The sequence below is a fragment of the Nocardia sp. NPDC023852 genome (genome assembly GCF_040639505.1).
Classification (GTDB): domain Bacteria; phylum Actinomycetota; class Actinomycetes; order Mycobacteriales; family Mycobacteriaceae; genus Nocardia.
Window position 1 is genome coordinate 61,614 of sequence record NZ_JBFAAB010000006.1, and the last position, 25,940, is coordinate 87,553.

1 protein-coding gene (only partly in view) is annotated in these 25,940 nt (G+C 63.9%); it reads right to left on the reverse strand.

Annotated elements, in window-relative coordinates; all coding sequences use genetic code 11:
- On the reverse strand, positions 1–25,913 hold the 5' portion of the coding sequence (locus AB0H00_RS12935; protein WP_357265189.1) for a GNAT family N-acetyltransferase. The gene continues 15,115 nt to the left of window position 1, outside the view; the window shows 25,913 of its 41,028 coding nt (coding positions 1–25,913); the start codon lies at positions 25,911–25,913; its stop codon lies off the left edge, out of view.
- Between the last annotated feature and the right edge of the window lie 27 nt (positions 25,914–25,940).

Consider the following 25,940-nt stretch of genomic DNA (forward strand, 5'->3'; position numbering starts at 1 on the left):
ACAATGCCCAGCAGCTGCCGAAGCTCCTGAAATTGTGTCGCCAAACGTGCTTTTTCGCTATCCCACAACCGAGCCGACATCTCGTCGAGATCGTGGATGGGCCGGTCGGTTTCCGGAATGTCCGGTGCCAATCGGACCAGATCTTCGGGACTCAATGGCCGGGGGTCGACACCCAGATACGGCTTGCCGGCCAACCTGTCCCCCACCTGCTCGAACAGCTCGCGCAGCCGCGCCATCGCGTTCCACCCGGGAAGCGTCGGCGCCTGCTGACCCCACAGGTTGTATTCGGCCCAATTGATTACCTGGCCCCGGACCTGCCCCGGATGCAGATCCGGGAATTCGGCATCCAGGATGTCCATAGCCAACTGGTCGAGCTCGCGGACGGCCGCGAACAGCCGCCGGATTTCCTGGTCGATCTTGGCATTCCGTTGCGCTTCTGGAATATTCGCCTCGAACTCTCGGCGCAGATGGGCGTCTTTTAATGCGTCCCGCAGCGCACCGATCCGTTGGAGCTGCTTCTCGAGGCGGTCGTATTCCAAGACCTTCGTCATCTGCTCGTGCAGCGCCTCGAAATCCTCTTGTGCCTCGCGCAGTTCCGGCGACATGTCGTAGCGATCGGCCAGGTCTGCCAGCACCTGCTGCGCCAGTAGATCGTCGGCCAAGTATGTGGCCGGGATGTTTACTTCGGGCATGCCGGCCAGCCGCGCCCGCGCATCGTTGAGCCTGTTCATCCACTCGACCCAGGTCGGCGACCCGGGCCGCACCAACTCCGATACCTGCACGTCGTGCGGCTCGAATTTCTGCACGAGTTGGCCGAATAGTTTCTCAATGTGAGCGGCGTTCTCGTTATACAGCTTGTTCAACACGGCACCGATGGCAGGGACGCCAGCGGTGCCCCTTTTCGGACCTTCGGCAGGGTCTGGTACGCGGCGGTCACCCGGTGATCGGCCGACCCTGACATCCAGATAGTTACCGACGGCCGCTTCGCCCCCCGGCAATTCCAGAGGAACACCCCACTGGTCGAAGGCCATCGCCCAGATGCCCTTCGGCGTCGCCTGATCTGGCGGATCGGGATCACCGATCATCTGAGGCGTGCCGGGATCCTGCACCTCGATCCGGCCGTTGTTCCCGCGGTCGTCGCACTGGTACTCCCACCGGCAGACGTGGGCACTCGCCCCGAGCCCGTCGGTCCGGTCGGTCTCTTCCACCACGATGACCGAGACACCGTTACGCTGCCTCGGGTCATCGAATGCCGCCACCAACTCGAGAAGGGCCGCCTCGACCCCGGTGTGTAGGCGCGGCGTCGGGTCCGACTCGGTCGGGAACTGCCGCACCGGCGGCTCGCCCACGTGGTACACCAAGTCGCGGAGAAGCATCCCGCTCGGGTGCGTACCGAACGGGGGAACAATGAGGTCCAGCCGCCCGGTCCGGCGCTTATGTACGTTCAGCACCCACAGCCAACACCCGTTGACGGGAAGGTTGTCGGGCTGGGCATAGGGCGCTCCACCGTCGTCGGTACCGAACCCACGGTCGGCGGTGGGTACAGGCGTGGTCGCCAGTAACCATTCGTCGGTGGGACCGTGTGGCGGCGGATCCGACGACGGAGAATGGCCGATGACGAGTCCGGCGGCAGCCTCCGGGGTCACTATTTTGACCGCTGGCCATTCCACCCTCGCCATGATTCGCTCCCCCAGCCTCCCATCGTCGCCTTTCAGTCGCACGATCTCGTTCGGCGACAGGTGACCAACGGCCGGTCCTTCGAGCCTGGAGTAGAGAGCGATCAACAATCGCCGATCGTGATGGGAGAGCCGGCCGAGTTTCCGAAGCGATACGTGAACGCCGGCGTAGTTATAGTCCTCTGGATCCGCCAACCCCGCGGCATAGATGTCGGCGATCGCCTCCCTCACCATCGAGACCGAAGTGGCGTAACCATCGGGATGCCAGTCCAACCCGAGGCGCGCCGCCGTGGGGCTCTGTTCGAGGCTCACCATGACCGTTATCCACGCGACTCTGGAACGACGAAACCAATCAACCATCGCTGCGGAGAACGCGGTAAAGAAGCCGTTTTTACGGGCGGATTCCTCGAGCCACACTTCGGGATTATGGACGATTATCCGATGGGGTGCGTCGGACTCGATCGCGAATCGGGCCTTGAAGTACCCGATTGGATAATTGCCGTCGTGAATGAGGGCCTGGTATTTGATCGAAACCGGCAAATAGCTTTCGACATCGATGGTTTCCAGCCAGTACTCGCGGTCGGCCGTCCGGTGGTACAACCCTTGCAGGCCGGCCATCCGCTCCGCGAGGACACGGTTCATTTCCGACACCAGGCTGTAGTCGGCACTGGACGTTCGGCCGGGAAATTTCCCCGCAGCCACCAAATCATTGCTCGCATCGCCGCTGACGCCGAGCAATTCATACAGCGGCGGTACCGATGACAGGTCGCGAGGATTCGGCTGTGATCTCTCGGCCGGGTAAACAGGGACCTGGCCTGCACCTTGTTCGTCGACAATGGAAGCGGTAAGCAACCGGTGAGCACCGGACCTTACAAGCTGTCGGAACTGCTTCTCCATTTCAGATTTCGGCTCCGACCGATACGCGGTGACCGCTGTCACCACACTCTCATCCAGGATCATGAACCGTACGGTGACCTCGTCCAGGGGCAATCCGTCCGCGGTCGAACCGCCGGCCAACGGGCGTGCCCGGAACGTGCCGTGAGCCTTTCCCTCGGACCATCCGAACTTGTCCAATAGCTGATCCGGTGTGACCAGCACATCCCTGAAGTCCATCTGGCGCCGGACCAGAGGGCGCAAGGCATCGAGAGCGCTGCGCTTCACCGACAGCAGCACCCGATCCCACCGGACCCCGCTATCGAGTCCCAGCCTGTCGAGCCAGGCTCGTTCATCGGGGAGCGCGATTTCGTTCAGTGTCGTGCCGGGCAATCCCTCGTGGATATCGGCGTCGCCGCCGATCGACCGAACGAAACGCGCATAAGTCACCGCGACCACGCTGTAATACGGCGTACGCACAATGGTGCCGACAATGCCCGGCGGCCACACCAGCTCGCCTGCGCTGCCGCGCGAAAGTGATGTGTCTTGAACACCCAAAGCCTCGAGTGCAGTACGCGCCAAAGCAGCCTCGATAACGGCCTGGCGGACTGGCTCTGATACCCGACCGTCTAGGAGCTGCCGTTCCTCCGGCAGCAGCACATACCCATCGTCGGAGCCGACCGCGGACACTTCGTCGGGCCACATCCACAGCAGAGGGAACGATCGTAGAAATGTGTGCCGCGAAACCACGGAACCGCCGTGAGCGCTGGACCATAAGGCTCGTCGTAGCTCTTCCCTCGCCTTACTTTCCAGCGACGACAAAGCCCCCGCGGACAACCCGAAATGCTGGGCTACCGAGTCGAACGTGTCCCCCGCGACCACCGTCAGTTGCAGAATCTCACGCAATCGCTCCGGCAACAGCTCAAACGCCTCGGCGACCAATCGCTCGTTCGCACCTTGCACCACCGAATCATCCGGCGACACAACACCGTCCAATGTGCGTTGGTCATCGGTGACGACCAGCCACTGCTCCTCCCGACGCAGATTCTCGGCAGCGCGCCGTATCGCCGCACGCAAGGACGCCCGGAAACTGCGCATCGGTGGATGATCGCCGCTGTCGCGCAATCTACCGAGCAGTTCGGCGAAACCCTCGGCCACCACATCATCCACGGCGAACTCGTCGTGAACGATCGCGCTGGCCAATTCCCGGGCGGATTCGACATGCCGGTCGTACAACTCCGCAAAGGCGGCTGTATTACCCGCTACCACCGCCGCAACGCATCTCCGATCGACAGAGTCGTCCGGTCGGGAGGAGCGGGTGACGTTGAAGTGTGGTCCCGCGCCGTCGAGATCGAGGAAATCGGCGCCTGCGAACGAGATCGGGTGGCCCTGGGGATTGGAAAGCTGAGCCCAGACCGGACCCTCGACATCATCTTCTTGCGGGTCCGGGTCTTCTCGTTCCCACCGTGGCGTGCCATCCTGCGAGACGTGCAAGACCAATTCGTAGCAGTGACCCTCGTCGGATCCGGCTGGGGGCGGCACGGCAATCGTCACCGATAGCCCCTCGAAGTCCGCTGGAACCTTCCCATCCGGCGACGTCAGCTGCCGTTCCAACGCGGACAGTCGGTCCAGGAGGTCGCCGAGATTGGCGAAGTATTGCAACCTCCCCCCGTTGTTCAGCTTCCCGCCGATCTCTTTCTGGAGAACATCGACCGGCATACCGTCCGGGCCGATCTCGTCGGGTATCACGATGTCACCGCGGCCGGTGCGCTCCTGGAATCTCTGCAACAGCAACCGCCCGCACTGCCCCAGCGCATGGCCTCCGGTATCCGAGGCAGCGGCGAAAACCACGTCCGCGGCAACCGGGAAAATACCGTGCCCGCGGTGCCATGCCACCACCGCGAATTCCTGGTTTACCCGCGAACCGGAGATCGTCAATTCGAACCGGTTCCCCGGTTCGTGCCAATGCCTACGGCCGGCGTCAACCGCACCGGCCACCCGGGATCGCACTTTCTCGGCCGATACCCGCGGCAGATGGTCGGTGAGACCACTCATCAGCGCACCGATGGCTCGCCCACCACGGCGCCCTCTGCTCATCCACAGCGATACCTGCAGCCATTCTTCGAAATCGGCTGTTCCGTCGCCGGCGTGCGGGACCTGCAGCCGCAACTCTCCCACGCTCTGCTCGCCCCGCTTGGGGAAGCCGAGTAACGCCTTGACCTCGATACGGATCTCGTTACCACCCGCAACCGGGAATGTACGCAGATAAAGAGCCACCTCACGGGCACGTGGCCGGGACAACCCGTAGGAAGCCAGCAGCGATGCCAGCGTGCCTGTCGCAGGCAGCAGCCGTGGTGAGCTGTCGGATCCACGCTCACGCAGCGCATCATTCACCCGCTCTACGAGGGCATCCGGAGATTCACCCGGCCCGACGACGAGCCGCTCATACCAGGGATCGACCGGGTAAAGAGGCGGCACCTCGGTCGGGTGACTCACCGGTCTCGCGGCCCCCAAGGTGACATCGGCCAAATCACCGGGCGCCCCATAAATCGACAGCGCACCGAAACTCGTGTCATACGGATCAGGCCCAGCCGTGACTGCCGCCGTCTTGGACGGTTCCGAAAACCAGTCGGCTCGAGCGAAACGCACAAGCACGCCGCCCCAGGCGCTCGCGTCGGTGATCGGCCCCGCGCCCCTCGTCCCCATGTAGGTCACCGCCGAAACCAGCTGGCCGAGGTCCGCGGCCGTATGTCCCGTCGCCGAGCCGGCCGCGCCGTGCAGAACCAGATGGACACGCCGCCCACCGAAAGCTTGCCGCCGGACTTCGTCCAACAACCCACGCGCGAACAACTCATTGCGCTGCGCATCGGTGAGCTTCGTATCCACCGATGGCCCAACCACATCGCTGAAACGCGCGACTATCGCCACCGGCGTGTCCGCAGCCCGCCCCGACAGCGCCGCGAAACCAGCGAACAAGAACGGCAGTATCTCCCGACCCGCAGACAATGCGGGCCGACAACCTGGAAAGACATGCAGCTCAACGACACTGGCATCCGGATCACCCACATACAGCTGCGCCTCGACCACATGAGGCCTGGATGTGTCATCCACCCGATACACCTGCAAGTAAGCCTGGGTTCGATACTCGACCGCCCGCGCCGTCGCATTATTCGCCAGAAACTCCAGCTCCGCGAACCCACCCCATCGAGCCCACCGCTTCCAGTCGCCGGCCAGCCGCTCACGATTGACGACATCACCTTCCGCCAGCTCCGTTGCGGCTGGACTGATTCCGTCATCATGCGTAGCCACGGACTGGCTGATCCTGTCGACCGGCCCTCGATCAGATGATGACTCATCGTACGGCGTGGTGCCATCCGAAACTGGTGGGTCGGCGGTGACGTCACGTAGCAGCGCGGGCGTCTCGCCGCTGTCGAGATTGTCGATACCGAGCTGCTTCAATTCCCGCCCCACGCGGGCGTCGCTGAAATCGGTGGACCGGATACCAGCAAAGCCCCGAACCGCGTCGGCCAGACCGTTGTCCAACTCGACGTCCAGCCGCCGAGACTCCTCGACCTTCCCGGCATCCACGGCTATCCGGCGAAGCTCCACATAATCTTGCACCAGCCTCGCTTTAAGCGAGCGCCACAACGGGCCCGATATCGTGTCGATACGGAACGGCTTGATCTTCCCTTGTTCATCCCCCAGGCCCGGCCGACCCGACGGCTGGCCCTGACGTTTCGCGAGTTCCCTCAGCTCCTCATCACCGATCGTCGCCGGATCATCGCCAGGCGTCGCCGGATCGAGCCCGAGCACGGATTCCACGCCATCCCGCGCAATAGCCAGTTCGCGCTCCAGCCGTTCCTGTTCCTCCCAACCCGGACGCAATCGCCACAGCCGGAAGCCATGCTTCTCGCACAGCTGACCGAGCATTTCGCGATCCCGTTCCGACAGGCGATTCCGCTTACCGGCCACCTGGTCGAGTCGATGGGCCTGCGCGGCCAGTCGGTGGAAACGACTGGCCAGACTAACGCCGGGAACGCCTTGGGCGCTGGCCTGATCCAGCCATGTGCGGTTGTCTCGCAATGCCGCATCCAGCTCATCGATACGGCGCGCACGCACGTTGTGGCGGTCGACGTCGTTCACCGCGTTCATCACGCGAAACCGTGCCACAAAATCCTTGTAAGTCGCGATCGTCTCGGCCGGCAGTTCTCCTCGCTCGAAACGGTCGAATTCTTCCACTATCCAGAGCATTTGCTCGTAAATGGTCAAACCTTCGACAGGTACGTCGATCATCTGGGCCAACTCACGACGCTCCGCGTCGAGCTGCCGCGCCCATTCGACTCGAGTCGGCGAGTCTCCTTGCAGCAATTCCGCGAGATCATCGTCGGACATCGAGAGATGGCCGAGCGACTGGGTAATTCCGGGAATTTGGGGAAGCGGCCTCCGGGAAATACCGTCGGCCGCACGCCGCGCCGTATCCAACTCGCTACCCAATTCAACCCCGCGACGCTCCACGAATTCCCGGACCACCCTCTGCAGGTCCTCTTCGAAGTTGTTCTGGGCTACGCGCAGCTGGTCCGCCAGCCCTCGAGTCGAGTCGAGCGGTGTCTGCGCCTCGGTGAGCTCCGACCGGGCCATGCGGATGGTTTTCGCCTGCTGCTCGAGCTCCTGGACTTTCTCCCGGAGCCTCTCGAGCAGGCCTCGGCGGTATTCGAAGTCCTCGATGGCGACGACCACCGCGTCGAGCTCCCGCAACTCGGCCTCGAGCACCTCAGCGATGCGCCGTGCCGGGTTCACTGGCAGATCCTCGACACGCTCGGCACCCCTCAGGCTGAGCAGCGACGCGAGATCGTCCCGGACCATGTCGCGCAGCCGAGGCATGTCGTTCAGCTCTTCCGATCCAGGTCGAACGACCAGCTCGTCCAAATTTCGGCACTCGGCTATACGTACGGTGAGGTTCGCCTCGGCCCCCTGCCGCTGCACATGCGCCTCGCCCAGCGCCGCCGCCAAGACATCGATCCGGCCGACACGCTCCCGCAACCGAGCCGATGACACCCCGCCGACCTCGAGCGCCAGGTCGAGATCGGACCCCGACGCCCCCTCGATCACACCACCACGCTCGAGCTCGGCCGCCGTATCCGCACGCACCCACCGCAGGTGTTCACCCAATCCGACACCGGACCCCGCACCCTCCTTGTCGTCGCGCCCGGGGCCCGCCGGCAGTTCGTCATTCGGATCTTCGCTTCCGTCGAACCGGACTCCGACCCGGACATCGGCGAAATCCCGGGCATGCTCCGGAAGTTCCGAAACAACCCGATCCTGCGGGCCTTCCGCGACCCGCACCCCTAACACCGCAACCACAGGCGCGGACGGCGACCACTCCTCGAACGGGACATCGTCCCCGAACTCGTGCACCATCACCACGCCGTCGACCAATTTCACATTGACCGCATGACCCCACTGTGGCGGACGCCCGTCCACACCCCCGTACACCAGCACCGCAACCATCGGCTTCCCGGAAGCCGCCACCCGATCGCGCACCTGTTCCAACTCGGTGATCGCCGGATCCCAACCCGCCCCGACCACTGCCGGAACATCCCTCAACAACACCCCACCCAGATCCGCCTCGACCAACCCCTCGGGCGGCTCCTGCCCCAGCGCCGCCCACATATCCCGCCGCGCCTCCGGCACGCAGATCTTCGGCCCCTCGGCCACCAGGTGCTCGATACCGCCTTGCGGGCGCCGGTAGTCGACCGTCGCATCAACGGACGCGGCCTGCGCGTGCTGGGTGGCCAGTCCGGTGCGCAACGCCGCGTCGAGCCACTCGACTTTCACGGCGGCCGTGGCATGGTCGACCGCGGCGTCGACCACGCTGTCCAGCGCCAGCACCGCCCTGGCCTTGGCGTCCAGATCGCCATCCCGCTTGCCGGTCGCGGAATCAGTCAGGGGGCTGACCCCGTCGGGTTGGGTCACCATCTGCTCGATCAAGGCAATAGACAGCGGCTCATGCTCGTCGGTCTCCGGCACCGGAACACCCATTTCCCGAGCCAGTTTCGTGTGCAGCTCACGGGCGAGTTCGCGCTGGAGTGCGATACGTTTCGCGCGCAGCACCTCGGGCAGTTCGACGGTTGAGGTGTTCCAGAACTCTTTGGCGGCCGACTCCAGCAGCGCGCCCCGGGCGCGGTCGCGGCGGCTCGCCGCTTCGTGGCGGCGGCGGGCCAGGTCCGCGAGGTCGTTCGCCCGCTGGTCCAGCACAGCGGCCTGTTCACTGCGACGCCGATGGTTGTCGGCCAATTCGAGCAACGCGCGCAGCGAGCGCCGCCGCCGGCCGACCGCAGATGCCGACTCAGCGCGTAGCGGGGACGAATCCTGCAGCGCCCCTGCCAATTCGGATTCGTCTTGCGGGTACCGGCTCACATGTTCGGCCCGACGCGACTCGAATCCTTGTGCGGCTACCGCGGTCCGGGAATGCGCCTGGCGCAGCGCCGCCTGCAGCGCGGAGATGTCCCGCATCCTGGCCTGGGCGTCCAGCAGTCGCGTCGCGTCCGCGATCACCTCGTTGAGCTGTGGCAGGCTTTCCACCTTGGACGCTGCCCGGTCCCTACCCTGATCCCGAAGCCGCCACGCCTGCGCGCGGATCATCGCCGGCGTCACCGGCTCATGCGGCTGACGCGGCAGCTGTTGTTCCACGTACTCCCGATCGCGGTGCAGCCGCTCCAGCGCATCACCGTCCAGAGCCGCCGGGTCGAGGTCGAACTCCCTGCCGGTACCGCGCAGCCTCGTAGCCAACCGGTTCCGTTCAGCCACGGCGACATCGGCGAGCCTGGCCAGAGCATCGCTCACCACGACTCGGGAGACCGGGTTCGCCGCAGCGGGGCCGAGCGCGGCCTTCATTTGCCGATCGAATTCGCTGGTGAGCACCTGCAGTCGCGCGTCGCGCTGCTCGACCGCCTCGACCAGGGCCAATACCTGCCTGCACTCTTCGAACGACACGGCCAGCTCGTATCTTTCCTGCTCCCGCAGCAGGTTTTCCGACCGTATGCCGGTCGGCCACGGCTTCGGGGTCACCGCCTCCAGCTCGGTGAGCAACATGCCCGCCGGATCCGCGCTCAGCAACGTCCGCAGCCGCTCCCGAGTCTCGTCGTAGCGCGCCCGCACCTGTTCCAACGTCCGCGGCCCCACCCGCATGCTCGGGCGGAGGCAGTAGACGTCGGTGATGTCCCGGTCACGCACCAACTCCATCGCCGGCATCGCGTCTTCGGTCTCCTGGACTCGGCGCGCCAACTCCCCGAGGTTCGCGATCTGTCTGGCCAACGCCCGCACCGGTGCGGCCGAGTCCAGTCCCTGCTCGTAGCGCGAATACCCGCCGTAGAGCGCGTCTTCCAACGCGTCGATGCGCCGGGCGCGGGTGGTATACCGGTCGATGTCCTCGACCTTCCGCATGACCTCGTAGAGCGACAGGAACCGGTCCGCGGCACGCTGCAACTCCGCAGTGCCGTCGTCGCGCCGCCGCAGATCGGCGTACTCCTCCTGCACCCGCCGCTCGATGGTCAAATCCTGCTCCGGGATGCCCAGCCGCCCGGCCAGCTCCCGCCGGGAGTAGCCGAGTTCTCGCTCGACGCCGCGCCGGGTCTCCGATCCGGGCTCGAGCAACTGCGTCACGCTGCTACCGGGGCGCGCGAACTGGGCGCGCAGTTCCCGGTGTAACTCAGCAAGCCGCTGGTCGTCGCGGCGGCGCAGCCCTGCCACCCCCTCCAACAGCTCAGGCGACACCGACGGCGTGGCCGCGGACTTCCCACGCAACAATCGACCCAGGCGGTCTCGGATTCCGGGCGTGGACTCCCCGTCGCGCCCTAGTCCCGTCGGCCGATCCTTCCCGGACGCGCCGACAGAGAAGTCGTGGTCGCTGGTCCGCACGACGCCGTCGGCGTCGGCGACTTCCACCCGCTCGCCGTTGTTGTCGATGTCGATGAACGTGCCGAACACCAAGCGACCGGCCGACTCCCGCGCAGGCACGAAATTGGGTTGGAGCACGCCCTTGCCCGGGTCGCGCTGCTCGATCCGCACAGTTCCGTCCGCGTCCACCCGACGGACCAGCCAATACGCGTGGCCGAGATCCCCGTGTTCCCCGCCCTGTCCGGTGTACGTCGGATCGAACACCAGAAGCCCCACCTCCCGGCTGCTGCCCGGATTCTCCACCTCCCGGCCACTGACCGGATTCTCCGCGTCGAGCCGTGCGCCCCATCCCCGCAGCCGGGCCACAGCCTCACCGATATCCGTGAAAACCTGCTTGGGCCCACCCATCTTCTTCTCGATACTGCTGACCAGCACTCCCTCGGGCCCGGTGGCGAACCCGTCGAGATCGTCCCTGCCCGTCACAACGCCGATATCTCGCATCGTCAACAAACCGCACAGGTTGTGCTCATGCGGCCACGGCACATCCGGGCGCCGATATGTCCCGTCACCCTCGCCGGCGAGCGCCGGGCCGCGCACATTCGCGAACAGCCGCCGCAGCGAACCCCGGCTCTCACCGGCAGCCGACACCCCCAGCCGATCGACCCGGTGCGCCTCCTCCCACGCCGCCATGGTGTTCGCGAACTCTTCCACGTCGAGTCGATGCGACAACGCGTGCACCACCCGCGCCGGATCAGTCAACGGCAGCGACACGTCCACCGCCCCGGCCTTGCTCCCCTCCGCCAGCACCTCCGGGTCCTTCCACCCCTTCGCCGGGTCACCGTCGACGAAGACATAGCGTGGAAGCCGCTTCACCCAAGCGTCGAATCCGGTGTACCACGGTATCAACCCGCGGCTGCGATAAACGCCGAAGGCCTTTTTCAACCCCTCTCGCATGCTGTCGTCGAACACGATACGGCGGTATTGATCCACTACATGGACGAATTCGTGGCGTAGGACATCGGAGATCAAATCCCCCGGCGATCGACCCCACCAGTAGCTCTCCTGCGCATTCTGTAATGCCCCCGCCGACCATTCCCGGTCGACCACCGCTCTTCGATCGATCGCGATGACCGCGTAGTAATTCTCGTCCTTCCCGCCATAACGGGACCCGCAGGAATACGCGTATCCCGTGGATTTCGTGGATCCCTTCTCATCGCCGCCTCTCGACACGAAGCGCACTTCTCGAAGATTGTGCCTGCCACCGTATTCCGCGATCAGGTCGCGCAATGTGCGATCGGCGGAGGCCAGGGCGTCCACGCGGACGTCCCCTTCGTCCCATCCGAGGAACCGGACATGGTGATCGTCGTACAGTTTCTCGACCATCCGTTTCTTGGCCTCGAAATCCCGTGTCAGATGGTCCGGTGACGCCACCTCCTGGCCGCCGTCGACGGGACGCCGCACCGATTCGTCCACGACGCGCGGCTCTTCGAAATGCGCCCAGACTTCCCCGTGCGGCTCCACCCCCGACCGCGCGGCACCCTGCAGCGACCGGTAGACCTCCGCACCCACCGCGTTGGCACTGTGCTGCGGAACCAACATTTCCAGATCTTCGACGAGTGATTCATCGAGCGGCCCCATTGGGCGGTATTGATCGCATTCGACGGACACGTGCAGCGATCGGACATCGGCATCCGCCGACAATCGCACCGTCAATAGCACCCGTGGCGATGACACCATGCGCAGGACGGTGACTTCTTCCGGATGCAATCCGAGGCGAGCACTCCAGAGTGCTCTGTCGAACGCCTCCGTGCCTTCGAACTGGACCAACTCCTCCGGTGCGGGGAAGTCCGCCACGAATCGCAGCGTGTCGAGTCCGGCGTTACGCACCACCTCCATCGCCGCGGCGATCCGATCCTCGTCACGCCAGCCCGACTCCCGCAGCTTGTCCCCCAACGCCAACGCGGCCACCTCCACCGCCCGCCCATCACCCCCGTTCAACTCCACGGTCACTGCCGGCCGGTCTGCCGACAAGCTCTGAATTCGTTGCACGAGAGGTGATCCGCTCGGATCCATGGTGGAAACACGGCTTTCCACCACGGCGTCGTGTACGACTATGTTCCGCTCCGCCGAACGAACCGATTCCGACGTGCCGAAATAACTTCTCAGCGCCGAGGACAACTCCCGATAGGCTCGGCCCCGAATCCGCCCCTTCAACCTGGCCAATTCTGACTCGACCCGCGCCGCCGACTGCAACGCCACCAGGTCGGCGCCCGCCGCCTCGGCAGCATCCCGCAGTACTCGCAGCGCTTCCCCCCGGCGCAACACCGCGCGGGCATGCTTCTCCAACAACCCATTGCGCCACGGCGTCGCGTCCTTCGACACGGCACCGAATTCCTCGAGCCGACCGACCATGGCGGCAACCTCGCGGTAACGAATCGTCGCCGGCCGCAGGTCCGTATCGTCTCGGTCCCCGTTGATTACCCCCTGTTCTGGCAAACCCCGCAGTGGAGTTCCCCGCTCCCGTTCGTATACCTCCGACTTCTTCTCCAGATCGGCGTCCCTGTTGCCAGCCGTCTTCGCCAATTCCGCCGCCGCCTCGGCTCGTTCGGCGATCAGATCCTCATAGGTCTTCCGATACACATCGCTGACCGAGCGAGTTGTCGCGTCCCGTGCCTCGCTCGCCGCCCGCCGGTGGCGAGGCGATTCAGCAGCATCGACGCTGGAGGGCTCCCGTCCTTGCCGACCGTCTGCCGGGCGGGCCGAATCGGCGGACTCGGCGGCGGGTTGCTCGGCGGGGGTGACAGCACCCGCCCACCCCGCCGCACCGTCACCCACCGCCGGAATCCGCGCAGCGTCGCCGCCGGGAGTTGAGATTTCGGCCGGACTCTGGGATCGGAATTCCTGCTTCGGGCGGGCGTCGGAGGGCACGGTCTGCACACGCCGGTCGACCGCCTTCGGCATTTCCGGGCCCTGTTCCCGACTCCACGCAACTACATCAGCGCCCTCGCCCCAATCGCCTGTTACCGTGACATCCATCGCACGGTAGCCCAGGCGACCGCGCACTGTCGCAGTCAGCACACCGTCACTACCGAACACCGGCCGCCGTCTCCAACTGGAGACGGCGGTGAACACTCGGCCAGCCTGCGTTTCGTCGTGCCAGCCGTGCATCATCTCGGGAATCAGGCGCCAGCCGAAGACAACCCGCTCCGGACTGCCCTGCTTCAGGTGCATCCGCGCCGTTATCCTCGCGTCCGGTCCAGCCATGATGTCGACCGATGTCAGGGGCAGGCCCTCCCCGTCGAGGACCTGGATACGATGGGCGCCACCGACAACCTCGGTCTGCCCGAGCTGGGCGCCGTCGAGACGCAGCACATCACCGACCATCTCGATGACTGCGGCCCTGGTGGCTTGATCGAGATTCGGCACCTTGATCACGACTTCATGCAGCCGCGCGAGTTCGGCGGCCGGCGCTCGTTTGCGTGCTGTCGGTTTCATCTCGACGGCAGCGGCGGCTCGGCCTGATCCGGGGTGGGTGTGGATCCGCTGGTCGAGTCGCCGGGTTTCCGCGTTCTGATCGGCGAAGGCGTTTACGGCGCGGACGAGGGGCTCGGCATCCAGAAAACGCCTGCACAGCTGAGCCAGCCGGTCGGCGTCCTTCGGTCGACGCGGATCCCCCACCGGTCGTTTTGCATGGCGGAGCAGAGCTTTCGCCCGGTCCACGGTCACCTGCTCCGGGGAGGTATCCAAGACACGTGCCAGCTCGGCCCGAGCCTCGCGCAAGCTTCGCACGAGCGGCGAGTCCGGCAGCAATTCTGCCGGATCGAAAGACCGTTGCCGAGCGAGCCGATCATGCTCGCTGCGTATCAGTTCCAGCTGCCGATAGGCGTCGACTACTTCACGGAGCCGGTCGACGCGCGCATTCCACCTGTTGTAGGTATCGATGCGTTCGACCATCGCGAGCGCTCGCGGATCCGACGAGCGGCGCAATATCTCCAGCTCATCCGACGTCGGTCCCCGTCGCGCCACCTCGGCATCCGACAACCCGTCCAGTCCAGCACGCGCGAGGTCCCGCCGATTCTCGGCAAACTTCAGTTCCTGGAACAATTCCGCCAGTCGAGCCGCCACAGCCGACTCGCTTCGCGGCAGGACTACGGGGGGAATCGGCAGTTTGCCGTGTGCAACGTCCCATGCCTCACCGTAGATCTCGGGATAGGTTGTACCCGAGCGCCGCGGTCCCGTCTGCTCGATGAGCTGCCGGACCTCGGCGAATCCGGCTTCGTAACCGACTCGGTCAAGTTCGGAAACGGGGACTTGCTGCTGCCGTGCCGAGGCGGCAGCACGCTCGAACGCAACTGTAAAGATGCGCTCCTGTCGGCTTTCCGGTACGTCGTGCCCTGCGCCCGCTGCCCGGAGCTGCTTCCAAGCCAGTATTTCGCCGGTGTGCGCCACGGTCTCCTCATCGACCATCCCGGCGACATACTCGTCACGCGACAGCACCATGATCCGGCTCCGTGGGCCTGCTTCGGCATCGCGGACTCGTTCCTGGTCGACGTGGTAGGCACCATGCACCATGGCAACCGCCAGTTCCGCATCGGAGGCCCCGGCGTCGAGAACCAAGGTGTTCTTGGCCGGGAAAAGTCGGTCGTCCATGGTTTCGTCCAGGACGATGGTGGTCCCGTCCAGAACCTTCTTGGCCCACTTACCGATCTCGGTCCGACTGAGCAGTAATTTGGCCTGGTCTATCCGCTGCGCCGATGCCTGTTCGGTCAGATTCAGCCAGGTGACCTCCGGCAAGCGGTGCTCCGGCCGCCTGCGTTCGGGTTTCTCGGCTGCTTCGTACCGGACTCTCCCGCGATAATCGATGTCGACATTCAGGTATACGCGGCGACTCGTCCGCCGCACCACTTCCGCCATCCTGGAGCCACTGGCCTCGAACTCGTCCAGGATCCGCTGGTGTTCGCCGTTCCCGGCGGCGACGACAAGCCGGTCGTCGGCCATCAGGACGAGATGGTCGCTCAGCCATCGGCCGCGCTCCTGTCGCAGGTATACATCCAACACATCAGATGAGGCCAGGTCGTCGAGAGAACGGGTGATGTCGCGGACCTGCGCCGCTGCCTGTGCGCGCGCCGCGATCAGGTCTCGGAGCATCAAGTCGCCATGCGTCCGGCGGCGCGCGTCACTGTCCGATGCCGGTTCGAGCCGCGCCGCAAGTTGGTCCTCGGCTGTGGTCTCGACCTCTTTCATCAGTGCGACATGGTCTCGAGCCGCGGCGGTTCTCGCCAACGCCAGCTGCCGCAGCTGCTCCGCAACGTCCGGCGTGGTGGGCGTGTGCATCTGTATGGCGCCCTGGTTAGTGTGGAACGCCTTCCAGCTGTCTCGATAGTGCTTGGTGTAGTAGCTGGGTTTCCCGTTGGCTTGAGGCTTCGCGAGTTCCTCGTACAATGCCTGGACACCCGCCCGATGACCGATAGCTGTCAGCTCCGTGTCAGAGCGCCGCGGGAGTTCACGCCGGGCGGCCCCGACGGCCCGGTCGTAGGCAGGGGTGTAGATCTTCTCTGCCCAACTCTCCGGGACCGGGTAACCTCGCTGCCGCAACGCCACACTCGGCGCGAATTCCGCGGCGAAAGCTTTGGCTTCTTCCCGGATGCCCGCGCTGACATACTCTTCCCCGGACAACGTGGCAATATCCGGGGTTCTACCTGCGAGGAACTCTTCGGCATGCACATCCTCATGCCTCAAGGTAAGCGCTTGGGTTAGATGGTCATCCGGCGCGACGGAGGAAATCAATTCGTGCGAGGCGAACTGGCCGTCGACACCTGGCCGAAGAGCAGGAACAAAGCGTGTCCGAACCGAAATAACACTTCGCCACGGAGCGGTCTTCTCGCCTCCCTCGACCTCGCGCAGCAGGGCACGCACCTGGTCTTCAGACGTGCCCAGCGACTGGCCGATTTTTTCGACCGGGCCACGATCCGACGGTTCCCTGCCATACAACGGGATCTCCGCCACACCACCACGGCGGCGGACAATCCCCTCCACCGTCTTCGCATACACACCGACCCGCCGCACCCACGCATCCACCTCCTCCCCACGCAGCACACCACCCTCGGCGTTGTCGAACACCACCTCCTCACCCACCCGCAATCCCAACTCGGGATAACTACGGGCAAACTCCTCCGTAACCTCCAACACCGCGAACGCATGCGCACCCACCGCGTCGAATTCCATCGTCCCCGCAACAAGACCCCCCCGGTCTCGCACCTGGGCGACAACCGCAGCCAACCCCTCGACCCCCACCCCGAACGGCTCCTCGCGCCAATCCGCATCCAATCCCCGCGCGAACTCTTTTCGATCCATCCCCTCCACACCGATACGGGCGTCATCAACCGCGGCCGGGTTCATCCGGACGCCCGCATCCCCCAATGCATCCTTGACGATCCACTGCACCAACGGCCCACAGTTCTTCGGACCACCCCGAAGATGCTCCACCACAACAGCATCCGGCCACTCCTGCGCACCGTCACCCACCCCACCGGAACCATCGACAACCGCCCCCGCAACAGCACCAAGGTCGGTTTCCTCCTGTTCGGTTCGATCCGCAGTCACGGTTCGCCGATCGAACAGGGCGAGCAGGTCGGGGAGGGTTCTGGTGAGGGAGTTGTGCACCCTGCCGTTGGCTGCCATGGTGGTCAGCTCGTTGCGGGTGAACCAGCCGGCATCCTCTGTCTCTTCGCCGTCGATGATCGGATCGAATCGCTCGGGCGCAACGGCTACAAGGGCATGGTATTTCCATCCCTTTGGACCGCGGGTGACGTGGGTGCCGATGTGCCGCAATTTGCCCAGGTATTCCTGGTCGACACCAACCTCTTCGATGAATTCGCGGGCGGAACCTTGAGCTGGTGTTTCCTTGGACATCAGTGCGCCGCCAGGTAACTGCCATTTGCCCTGGGAGTACCCGGGCGCTGCCTTAACCATGAAAAACCGCTCGATACCCAGTTCATCTATGTGTCCGACAAGAGTGCCCGCGGCGCCGTGTGTCCCCCACACCCCAAAGAAGTCGTCATCACCGGACTCACCCGGGTCGTCCGAGATCCGAAACGGATATGGGTCCTTGGGCACTTGCCCCTCGAGGGCAAGGCCGTGTTGTCCCTCGAGACCCGGGTTGCGTCGGATTCCGTAATGGCGGAGGTCTGCCTCATCCACAACAGTGAGGCGCTCGACCGCTGCACCTGTAGAGGCATACGAGGCGCCTTGTTGGGGTGCCTCATAAGAATCGAGGCTCTCGAACTGCTGTAAAAGTTTCGTCCAGGCTGGGGCTACGAACTTCTCGTGATAGGTTCCTCGACGGTCTATGCGTTGCTTGATATCCCGTTGAGCCATAACGATTTGCTGATGCAGCTTGTCATAATCTTCAGGTGAAAGCTGACTGAATCCATCCATATCAGACAATAGGAAACCCGGCCCCCCTATATCCGACTGCCCGGGGATATCGATAATATGCTGCTCAATCCACTTCTCATCATATCCGGCCTGGCGAAATGCCTCACGGATCGGCTCTGCGACCGGACGATAGTGTGACTGCCCCGTTACCGGATCAATTTCAACGAATTGTTCCGGCGAGACCTGGGAAAGACTGTAACATGGGATGATGTAGGCGTCATCCAGGGAATAGGCGTATTCTGCCGACCTGTCCAGCGGTCGAAATGTTGCATTGTTGGCACGGTGCTCGTTATCGAATGAGGTGATTTTGACTTCGCTACGCAAAGGTGTTGTCTCGATAATTGCGCCGATCGGCATTGCGATTATGGCGCCGAGAGCGTTTGGAATCTCGGTTCCATGGAAGGTACGACGCGAAATGGCGTAGCCGATGTACCGCTTATAGCCTTCGTGTCCCTGCCACTCGCCTGGCTTAATGAAGTGCACACCGGCAGAATGTTCTCCGGTGAAATTGGTGATCTCTTCGCTGGCGCCCGACTTGAGCTGGCCGGTGCTGGCGATCGAGCGAATATTTGGAGTGAAGTGTAGGTACAGCGCGTCAGCTGGGTCCACATACTCCTCGAAGTCGGCCGGCCTATTGTTCATCGCCTCAATCACCTTCGATTGCAGGTCCGTTGATAGGTCAGTCAAGTTGAGGATGTTGCGCAGCTGTGCGGCAGCAAGCTCGTATGCAACAATTTGTTGCCGCTCGCTCTCACGGTACACAAGTCCTCGCAATGATGGTTCGGCAAACATGTCGACCACATTTTTATCCGTCGCATCAAGAGCACTTTCGACAACACCGGTGAGGTTCAGGGAGACAATCCCCGACTCAAGAGAATCATATATGGCTAATACGTCTTCCTTGGTAGCGAGTCCACGAACTATATCGGAAAGCACCGGATCCAGCGAAAGGTTCCCGCCGTGCCAATTATCGATTAGCTGTTGCCGTACCGTCGAAATACCGACCGCCTGCAGCTCATTCAGGCGGGCGACCATTACCGCTATTGTCCAATTATCGTTATAGTCATAGAATTTTCTCTTCAGATTATCGATGGGCTCGATGATACTGAAACTCAAACTCCGCGCAAACGAGTCAGCGTGATCATGTGTCGACGACCATATCGAGTGTTCTGCGTCGATTTGATCGAGGCGTTCTCGAGCCAACGCTTGCAGTCGGCGTGCGACACGGTTCTTGGCTCCGGGGATCAGTGCGGACGCGCCCCGCTCGCGTAGATACATATTCTGCGCGTCGGCATGGTCTTCATACGGGCGCCCCATATAGGCCAGCGCGGCGGCCAGACCGTCTACGTCGATATCGCTCAGTCTCGATTGAGCGGCGGCCTCTCGCATGGTTCCGACTGCCTGGTCGAGCGCGCCTTTCTCGGTGTCGAGATATTCGGCTATCCGCTGGTTCAGCAGCGTCTCGAACTCATTGCGGAGACCCGCCATTATTGGACTCAGGGCAACTTGGCCGGTTTCATCAACCAATGAAGCGAGTGTCTCGCTCAGGGCATATATTCGATCTCTATGTGTGGCGATAATTTGATCGCGTTCCCGCATGGCGTCGGCAACAGCGCCCGTCTCATGGGTACGGGGTTCATAAAAGGCCGGAGCGGCACCCGTGTCCGGCTGGTGATACGCGGTCACGCCACCGTCGGAAGGCAGCCCGCCACCGGCAGTCTCGGGGTGCGCTGGGCCACCGGGAAGTTGCTCGGCCGCGGTGGCGGCACGCGCCAACGGCTCCGCGGACCGGCCGCTCACCAGCTTTTCGATCCGCTTCACCAGCTCTTTCGGGGTCTTGGCGGTCAGATCCCGGAAGTGTTCCGCCAGCACGTTATTGAGGGTGGCACCGTCACCCACCCGTGTCAGTCGCCACCTACCCTCGTCGTCGCGATGGAGCCAGACCCTCGTGGCCACAGCGTCCAGATTCACCGCATAATCCGCAGCAAATGTCATCTCCGGAGACCAGCCATCGACGGAGTACGGGTAGGACAACGGCGGTATCCGACGGGTCTTCAGCTGGTGCAGAACGTACGCCGCGTGGGTCGGCCCGATCTCGGGATCAGCCTGCACGATGCGGTGGCCCAGCTCAACCAGGCCCGACGGGCGGAGCGGGTTCCGCACCCGGGCTTTTTTGCCCTTCGAAGAGCCGCTCCGCTCCTCGTCGATTACCTTCTCGCCACGGAAGGCTTCGGGGCCCAGCGGTTTCAGCCACTCGCGGAACCCGATGGCTACCCGGCCCGCTTCGCGCAGCGTCAGATAGCGATGGAACAGTTGTGCTTGTATCTCGACGTCGCTCTGCCTGCGGAACCGCCCTTCCGGCTGGTCCGGGGAAAGATGGTTGCGCTCGTCCGGCTGGGGTTCGGAGACACCGCGAGCGGCCCGGCCGGTGTTATCCAGGGATGTCGTCAGCAGCGCGAGATCTGTCAGGAATCCCCGCTCCAACTCCCGGTACATCCTTCGAAGCTCGAGATCGCCGCTATTGTAGAGATGCGCCTGCCGCAGCAACTGGAGGTCCTCCTCGGTCCGCCTGATCGCTGCCACGCGCTCCTGCCGGCTGCCATGCTCGGCAATCGTCTCATTGTTCAGAACACGCCATTCGAGTCCGGACCGCCTCAGTGCCCTTCGCAGTTCTTCGTTCGGCTCCTTGTGCAGAACAATGAAATCGATGTCGTCATGCGTGATGTCACCGTGGAACTGTGCCTCAGGGACGAGACGCCGATCACCGTAGTTCCGGTTGATGCCGGTCATGTCCGGGGTTGCCGCGCCGGCACCATACGACCATTCGAGTGGATCGGTGAGCGGCGACGGAATCGTACAGTACTTGCGGATGAGCGAGTCGCCGATAGTAAAAGTCGTACGCTCCCGAATATGGGGCTTCAAATAGATCTGTTCCAAACCGAATTCGGACAACGCGTCGAAGACCAGGCTGATCCCGGCCGGCCGCACCCCGTCCACGGCGACGAATCCGTAGATCGGTTCGCTCCCGAACCACTCGTTCTCGGCGAGAGCGCGCTCACCACCCGGCGCGCGTCGCGATAAGACCTTTCCCTCGGAGAGAACACCCAGCAACGCATCCTGATCGACTCGTATGGCAACCGGCTTGTCCCTGAGTACCTCTCGTAGTTCGTTTCTCATATGCTCGCGCAGCTGCGCGACATCCATACCGAGCTCGCCCGCCAGCCGCCTGATATTCCCATCGACAACGGCATACTGCTCGACCAGCGTCATGTGTTCCTGGTAGAAGAGCTCCAATTCGAGTGCGGTCGGCCCACGGTCCCCGAACCGGTTTTGCAGCTTGCGGTCGAATTCACGCTGCGCGGCTTCGATGGTGTGCCGGTCGGGTGGTGGAGGGCAGATCCGAGCCCCCGAGACCGAGGTCGTGAGCTGCTCCGCGGCGAGTCCCTGCTCGGAAGCGGCCATGCCTTCGATCAGTTCCGCCCGCTGCGGGTCCGTCAGATGCTGGGCGAGGGCGTGAGTCACCCACTGGGTCGTGCTCACCGTGTTCTCGCCTTGGCCCAGCCACACCGGCGGTGTCCGGGCGGCACGGTCGACGGCCTCGGCGCTGGGCTGACGGGCTGCGAGGTCGGATGCCTCGATGTACAGTTCCAGTAGGTCGCGATTTCCTGTTCGCAACAACTGATCCACGAATTCGGTGTATCGCTCGATATCTCGATAAGCGTCCTCGAATGTGTAGTTCAGTTCGTCGCGTAGCCGCTCACCCACTGTCATCAGCACGGCTGAATTCATGCCGCGTAGAAGCCGATTTTCGAGCAGGTACTTCGGAGGGTATTGGTAACCGATAAACGGATTATGGAATTTGGCGTTGCCACCTATTTCGCCGGGGTTGGATCCGACCAGACGGTCTATCAGCGCCTCGCGTACGGACATGCCCAACTCAGGAATTCGATAATGCGGGTCTACATCGATGAGTCGCAGAGCTTCCAGCACGGAACTTATCCGCACCCTCTTCGCATGCATCATACGCATGAGTATCGCTTTGTAGAACGACCTGTAGGACGTAAGGTCTTCGACTGCAATTCCGAACACAGCCATCAGCGCCCCGGATTCGGAAATTCCTCCGAGATCGATCGCCAACGCATCCTGCGCCAGCGGGTCGTCGGCGAATTGCCCGGCTTGCATCCCCGTCGTCTCGTCGAATGTCTCCGCCACAATGGCATCGCGCAAGCGGTCGGCGCTCGGTGTGGACGCTGCCGGAACGTAATCACCCGACCACTTGTGCCTGCTGTCGTATCCGAGCATTTCCGCATGAGCCCGGACCAACGCGCCGGAATGGTATTCATCGGTGCCTCGACCGCCGCCAATTCTGATATCCCCGTAGGGAACGACGATCATGCCATCGAGCCGATCCTGGTCGCTACCGCCGCGCGCACCGATCTGAACCTGCATTCTCCGCAAGTCCGCGAGGAGGTCGAAACTATTGTGATATGTCGCGACCGCTCCCTCCTCCAGCTCGCCGGAGTAGGTGCAGCAGTAGCCGATATCCGGATGCCCATATAATGTCTGGACCGTATACAACCCGCTCGCGGCCAACCGCACGGCCAAAGCCACCTGGGGGTCTGGATCGTTGCGCAAATGCTTCGGCAGGGTCGAGCCTACGAGCGCGATCTCTCTCTCGATCATGTGCTCCGGCAATGGGGGTTGCTCAGGATCGAGTAGCCGGTCCCGGATCCAGGCGATGATCCGCTCATCCCCCGGCAAGCCCCGATCCTGCAACCAGGCGTACAGATCGGGCAGGCCGGCGATCGCCAGACCGGACGGCGATACCCAGGATCGGCTCAGCAAATCATCGTGTGACGCGAGCCCCCAACCGACACTGACCTCGAAATTGCCATTGCGAAGCACCGGCCTGCCGTCCGACGACGTCGCCTCCGACCAATCAGTCCGCGGAAGAACGCGAAACACGCTCTCCGGAACCGAAAGACGGACCGTTTCGGGCCCTTCCGGGACCCCCTCCCCCAATGCCGCACCAATCGCATCCCAATCGACAACGATCGCATGCTCGGCCACACCTTGACCCAACTGACCGATATTCGCAGCCAAGCGATCGCCCCGGTTTTTCCGCGGTCCCGCCGTGCGACCAGAATTCACCGATCGGCGCGGAGAGGGTGGTGGGTTGTTGCGTGGGTAGCCGGCGGCGAGGGAGGTGTAGCCGTTGATACCGGGGAGGGTCGAGGGTTCCTGCCCGGGCGCCAGGGGGTGTTCGGCTTGGTTGTCGATGCCCCAGCGTGTGTGGAAGACACCGGATGTGGTGGTGTCGTGTTCGCGTGCCCAGGCCAGGACGTTGTCGTAGCCGATGGTCCGAGTTTCCACGCCGTCGGACCGTTCGAAGAGCACCAGAGTGCCTGGCTCGTAACGGAACGGGTTGTTTTTGGCCATCTTGGCCACCACGACCACATGTGTGCCCGTGATGTCTGGGTGTTCCAAACCTTGGAACTCCACGCCCACCAATTCCGTGCCGCCCTCGAGGTTCACCTGGTGGACCATCGCGGTCAACGAGTCCACTCGACGCGAATCCGCGCTCGCCGCCCTCGCGAGGTTCTCCGACCCGACCCCCCCGATCGTGGCCACATCACCTTCCACCAACTCCGGCACGATCCCGGTGTTTCCGGTGATCTCACGGACGATCTGCAACGCGTACAGAACGCAATCCTTCGCACCGTCGCCTACCAGCTGCGACAACTCCGCGCTATTACCATCGCCACCACGCACCACCACATCCGTCATGCCGGCGACGGGCACACGCCCCTCAACAGTTCGACCGCCCTCCCCGCCGGAAACCACACCACCGGCAGGGCCGGAAACCACGCCACCAGCCGAGCCGGGGACGGCATGCAGATCCGGCACCGCTGTAGCACCCTCGCCCCCACGGACCGACGCCCGTCCGCCCGCGGGAGTAGCGAACGCCGTGATATCGAAAGGTTTGTCCGGGTTGTCGAACATTCCGGGGTGTGGGATGGAATAGGGAGCGGTCCCGCCTTCGACATCGCCTTCCGGGCTCGTGCGTGTGTCGCGACGGCTGCTACGGCCCGGACGCTGCCGGAGTCCATCACCCGTCACGGGACCGGAGGCAGGCGCGGGCACCGACTCGACCGGTCGGGCCGGGTCCGACCCCGAATCTGTTTCGCCACTATGTGGATCGGCGGCCGGTTCGCTCCGATCCCCCGGGTCGGCCTCGCCCCGAACCACTGGCTGCGGATCGGGCCCGTCGACTCGGCCTGTATACGCCGGTGAGACATCGTCGCGGCCTCGCGTATCCGCAGTCTCCGGCACCAGCCCTGTCGGGACGATCGGCGCCGGACGCGACGCGGGCGCGGCCACCTCCTCGCTACCATCGACATTCCACACCTGTTGGCCCGCCACAGCCCCCGGCCCGATGTCGCCCGCCGACAAACCCCCGTCGCTCAGCGTGACCGGGCTAGCTGTCTGTGCGGTAACAACATTCACCACCGCACCGGGCCCGCCGGTGGACTGGTCGCCGCCGGGACGGACTGCATCGGCTGCCCCCGCAAACCCGGCACCTGTCCCACCGGCGGCCCGGCTCGTACCGGCCGACGAACCGGACCTACCCGCGTCCGTCGCCGTCGATGCGCCACCGCTGCCGGTTGATGGGGCGGTGCTGCCTGCCGCGGCCGCTCGGTTCTCCTGCGGGATCGACGTGGAATCCCACTGCCTACGCAAGCCTTTCAGCTCGGCCAGATCTACCGGCCTGCCTGCCTTCGCCGCCGCATCCACACTCGTGTACGCCGCGGTCACCCGTGAGGTGAATTCCTGGCGGTAGGCGACCTCCTCCCGCCCCGCACCCGCACCCTGTGCCTTATCGGGATGCGCGTCAAGCATCAACTGGCGGTACAGGACCTTCGCCTCCGCCGGAGTCCCGTAATCCGGTTTCAACGCCGGCGCGGTCGCCTCCACCAGCGGCAAATCCGGATACCCATCCATCGACCCCGGAGCGCGGTTGCCCCCGTGAGCCCCCTCGAGCAGCCCCTCGCCCGCACCCGACAGAAACATCTGCAGATCGAACGACGCATCGATCCGCGACGCACCCATCGCTACCTGCGCCGCGATATCCCCCACCGATCCCCCTACCTCCCCCGCCAGCCCGGACACCACCCCCACCGCCATCTTCCGCACCAACCACGGACCCGACCACCCCGCTACCACCCGACCCATCACCGCCCCAGCCCGGTGCCCCGCCCCGAAACCGACCCCGTACGCGACCGAGGATCTCACCATCGCCGCCACATCCAGCCGGTCACGCTGATCCGACACCCACTGGACGCCCTGAACGCCGCCCTCGAGAATGAGCCCGAACGCCGCGCCCTTCATCACCGAATTACCGAGGAGTTTCCCCAACGCCGGATACGACACCGCGGTCGTGTTCAACAACGGTTTCAACACATTGATCTTCTTCAGCAATGGCTTCAGCACATTCTTCAGCGACGCCCGCGCGGCATCAGCCGCCAAATCCGCGGTCAACTTCACCGACGCGGACCGCACCAGCTCACGGCCAGTGGCCTGGACTGCAGGCACCACCACAGGAATCAACGCTTGGCCACCCGGCGTCGCCATCAACGACGCCACAAGCTGATAGATCGTATATAAAGTCAACGCAGCAAAAATCAACTGCTGGATCTTCGCCGCCTGGAAACTCGACGCACTATCCCGGACCGACTGCCCCATCTGTTCCATCGCGTCCGCCAGCACATCCAGCGAATACTCACCCCTCAACAACGCATCCAACAACTCCCTGACCGCGGCCCCGGCCTCCCCCTCGAGGGCTTCCGGAGCCTCACCCCTGACCTCCCACAGCAGCGGCAGCACCTCCCGCAACATCACCGCGCCATCCAGCCAAGAATTCCCGATTCCGTCCCCCAACTCAGCCTCCCGAGCCTCGGGGAACTCCTCACCGAAATTCAATACCACCGCGATCCCGGCCAACCAACCCGGAACCTCCAAAGTAATCACCACAACCCCCCAACCACGGCCACGTCCCCA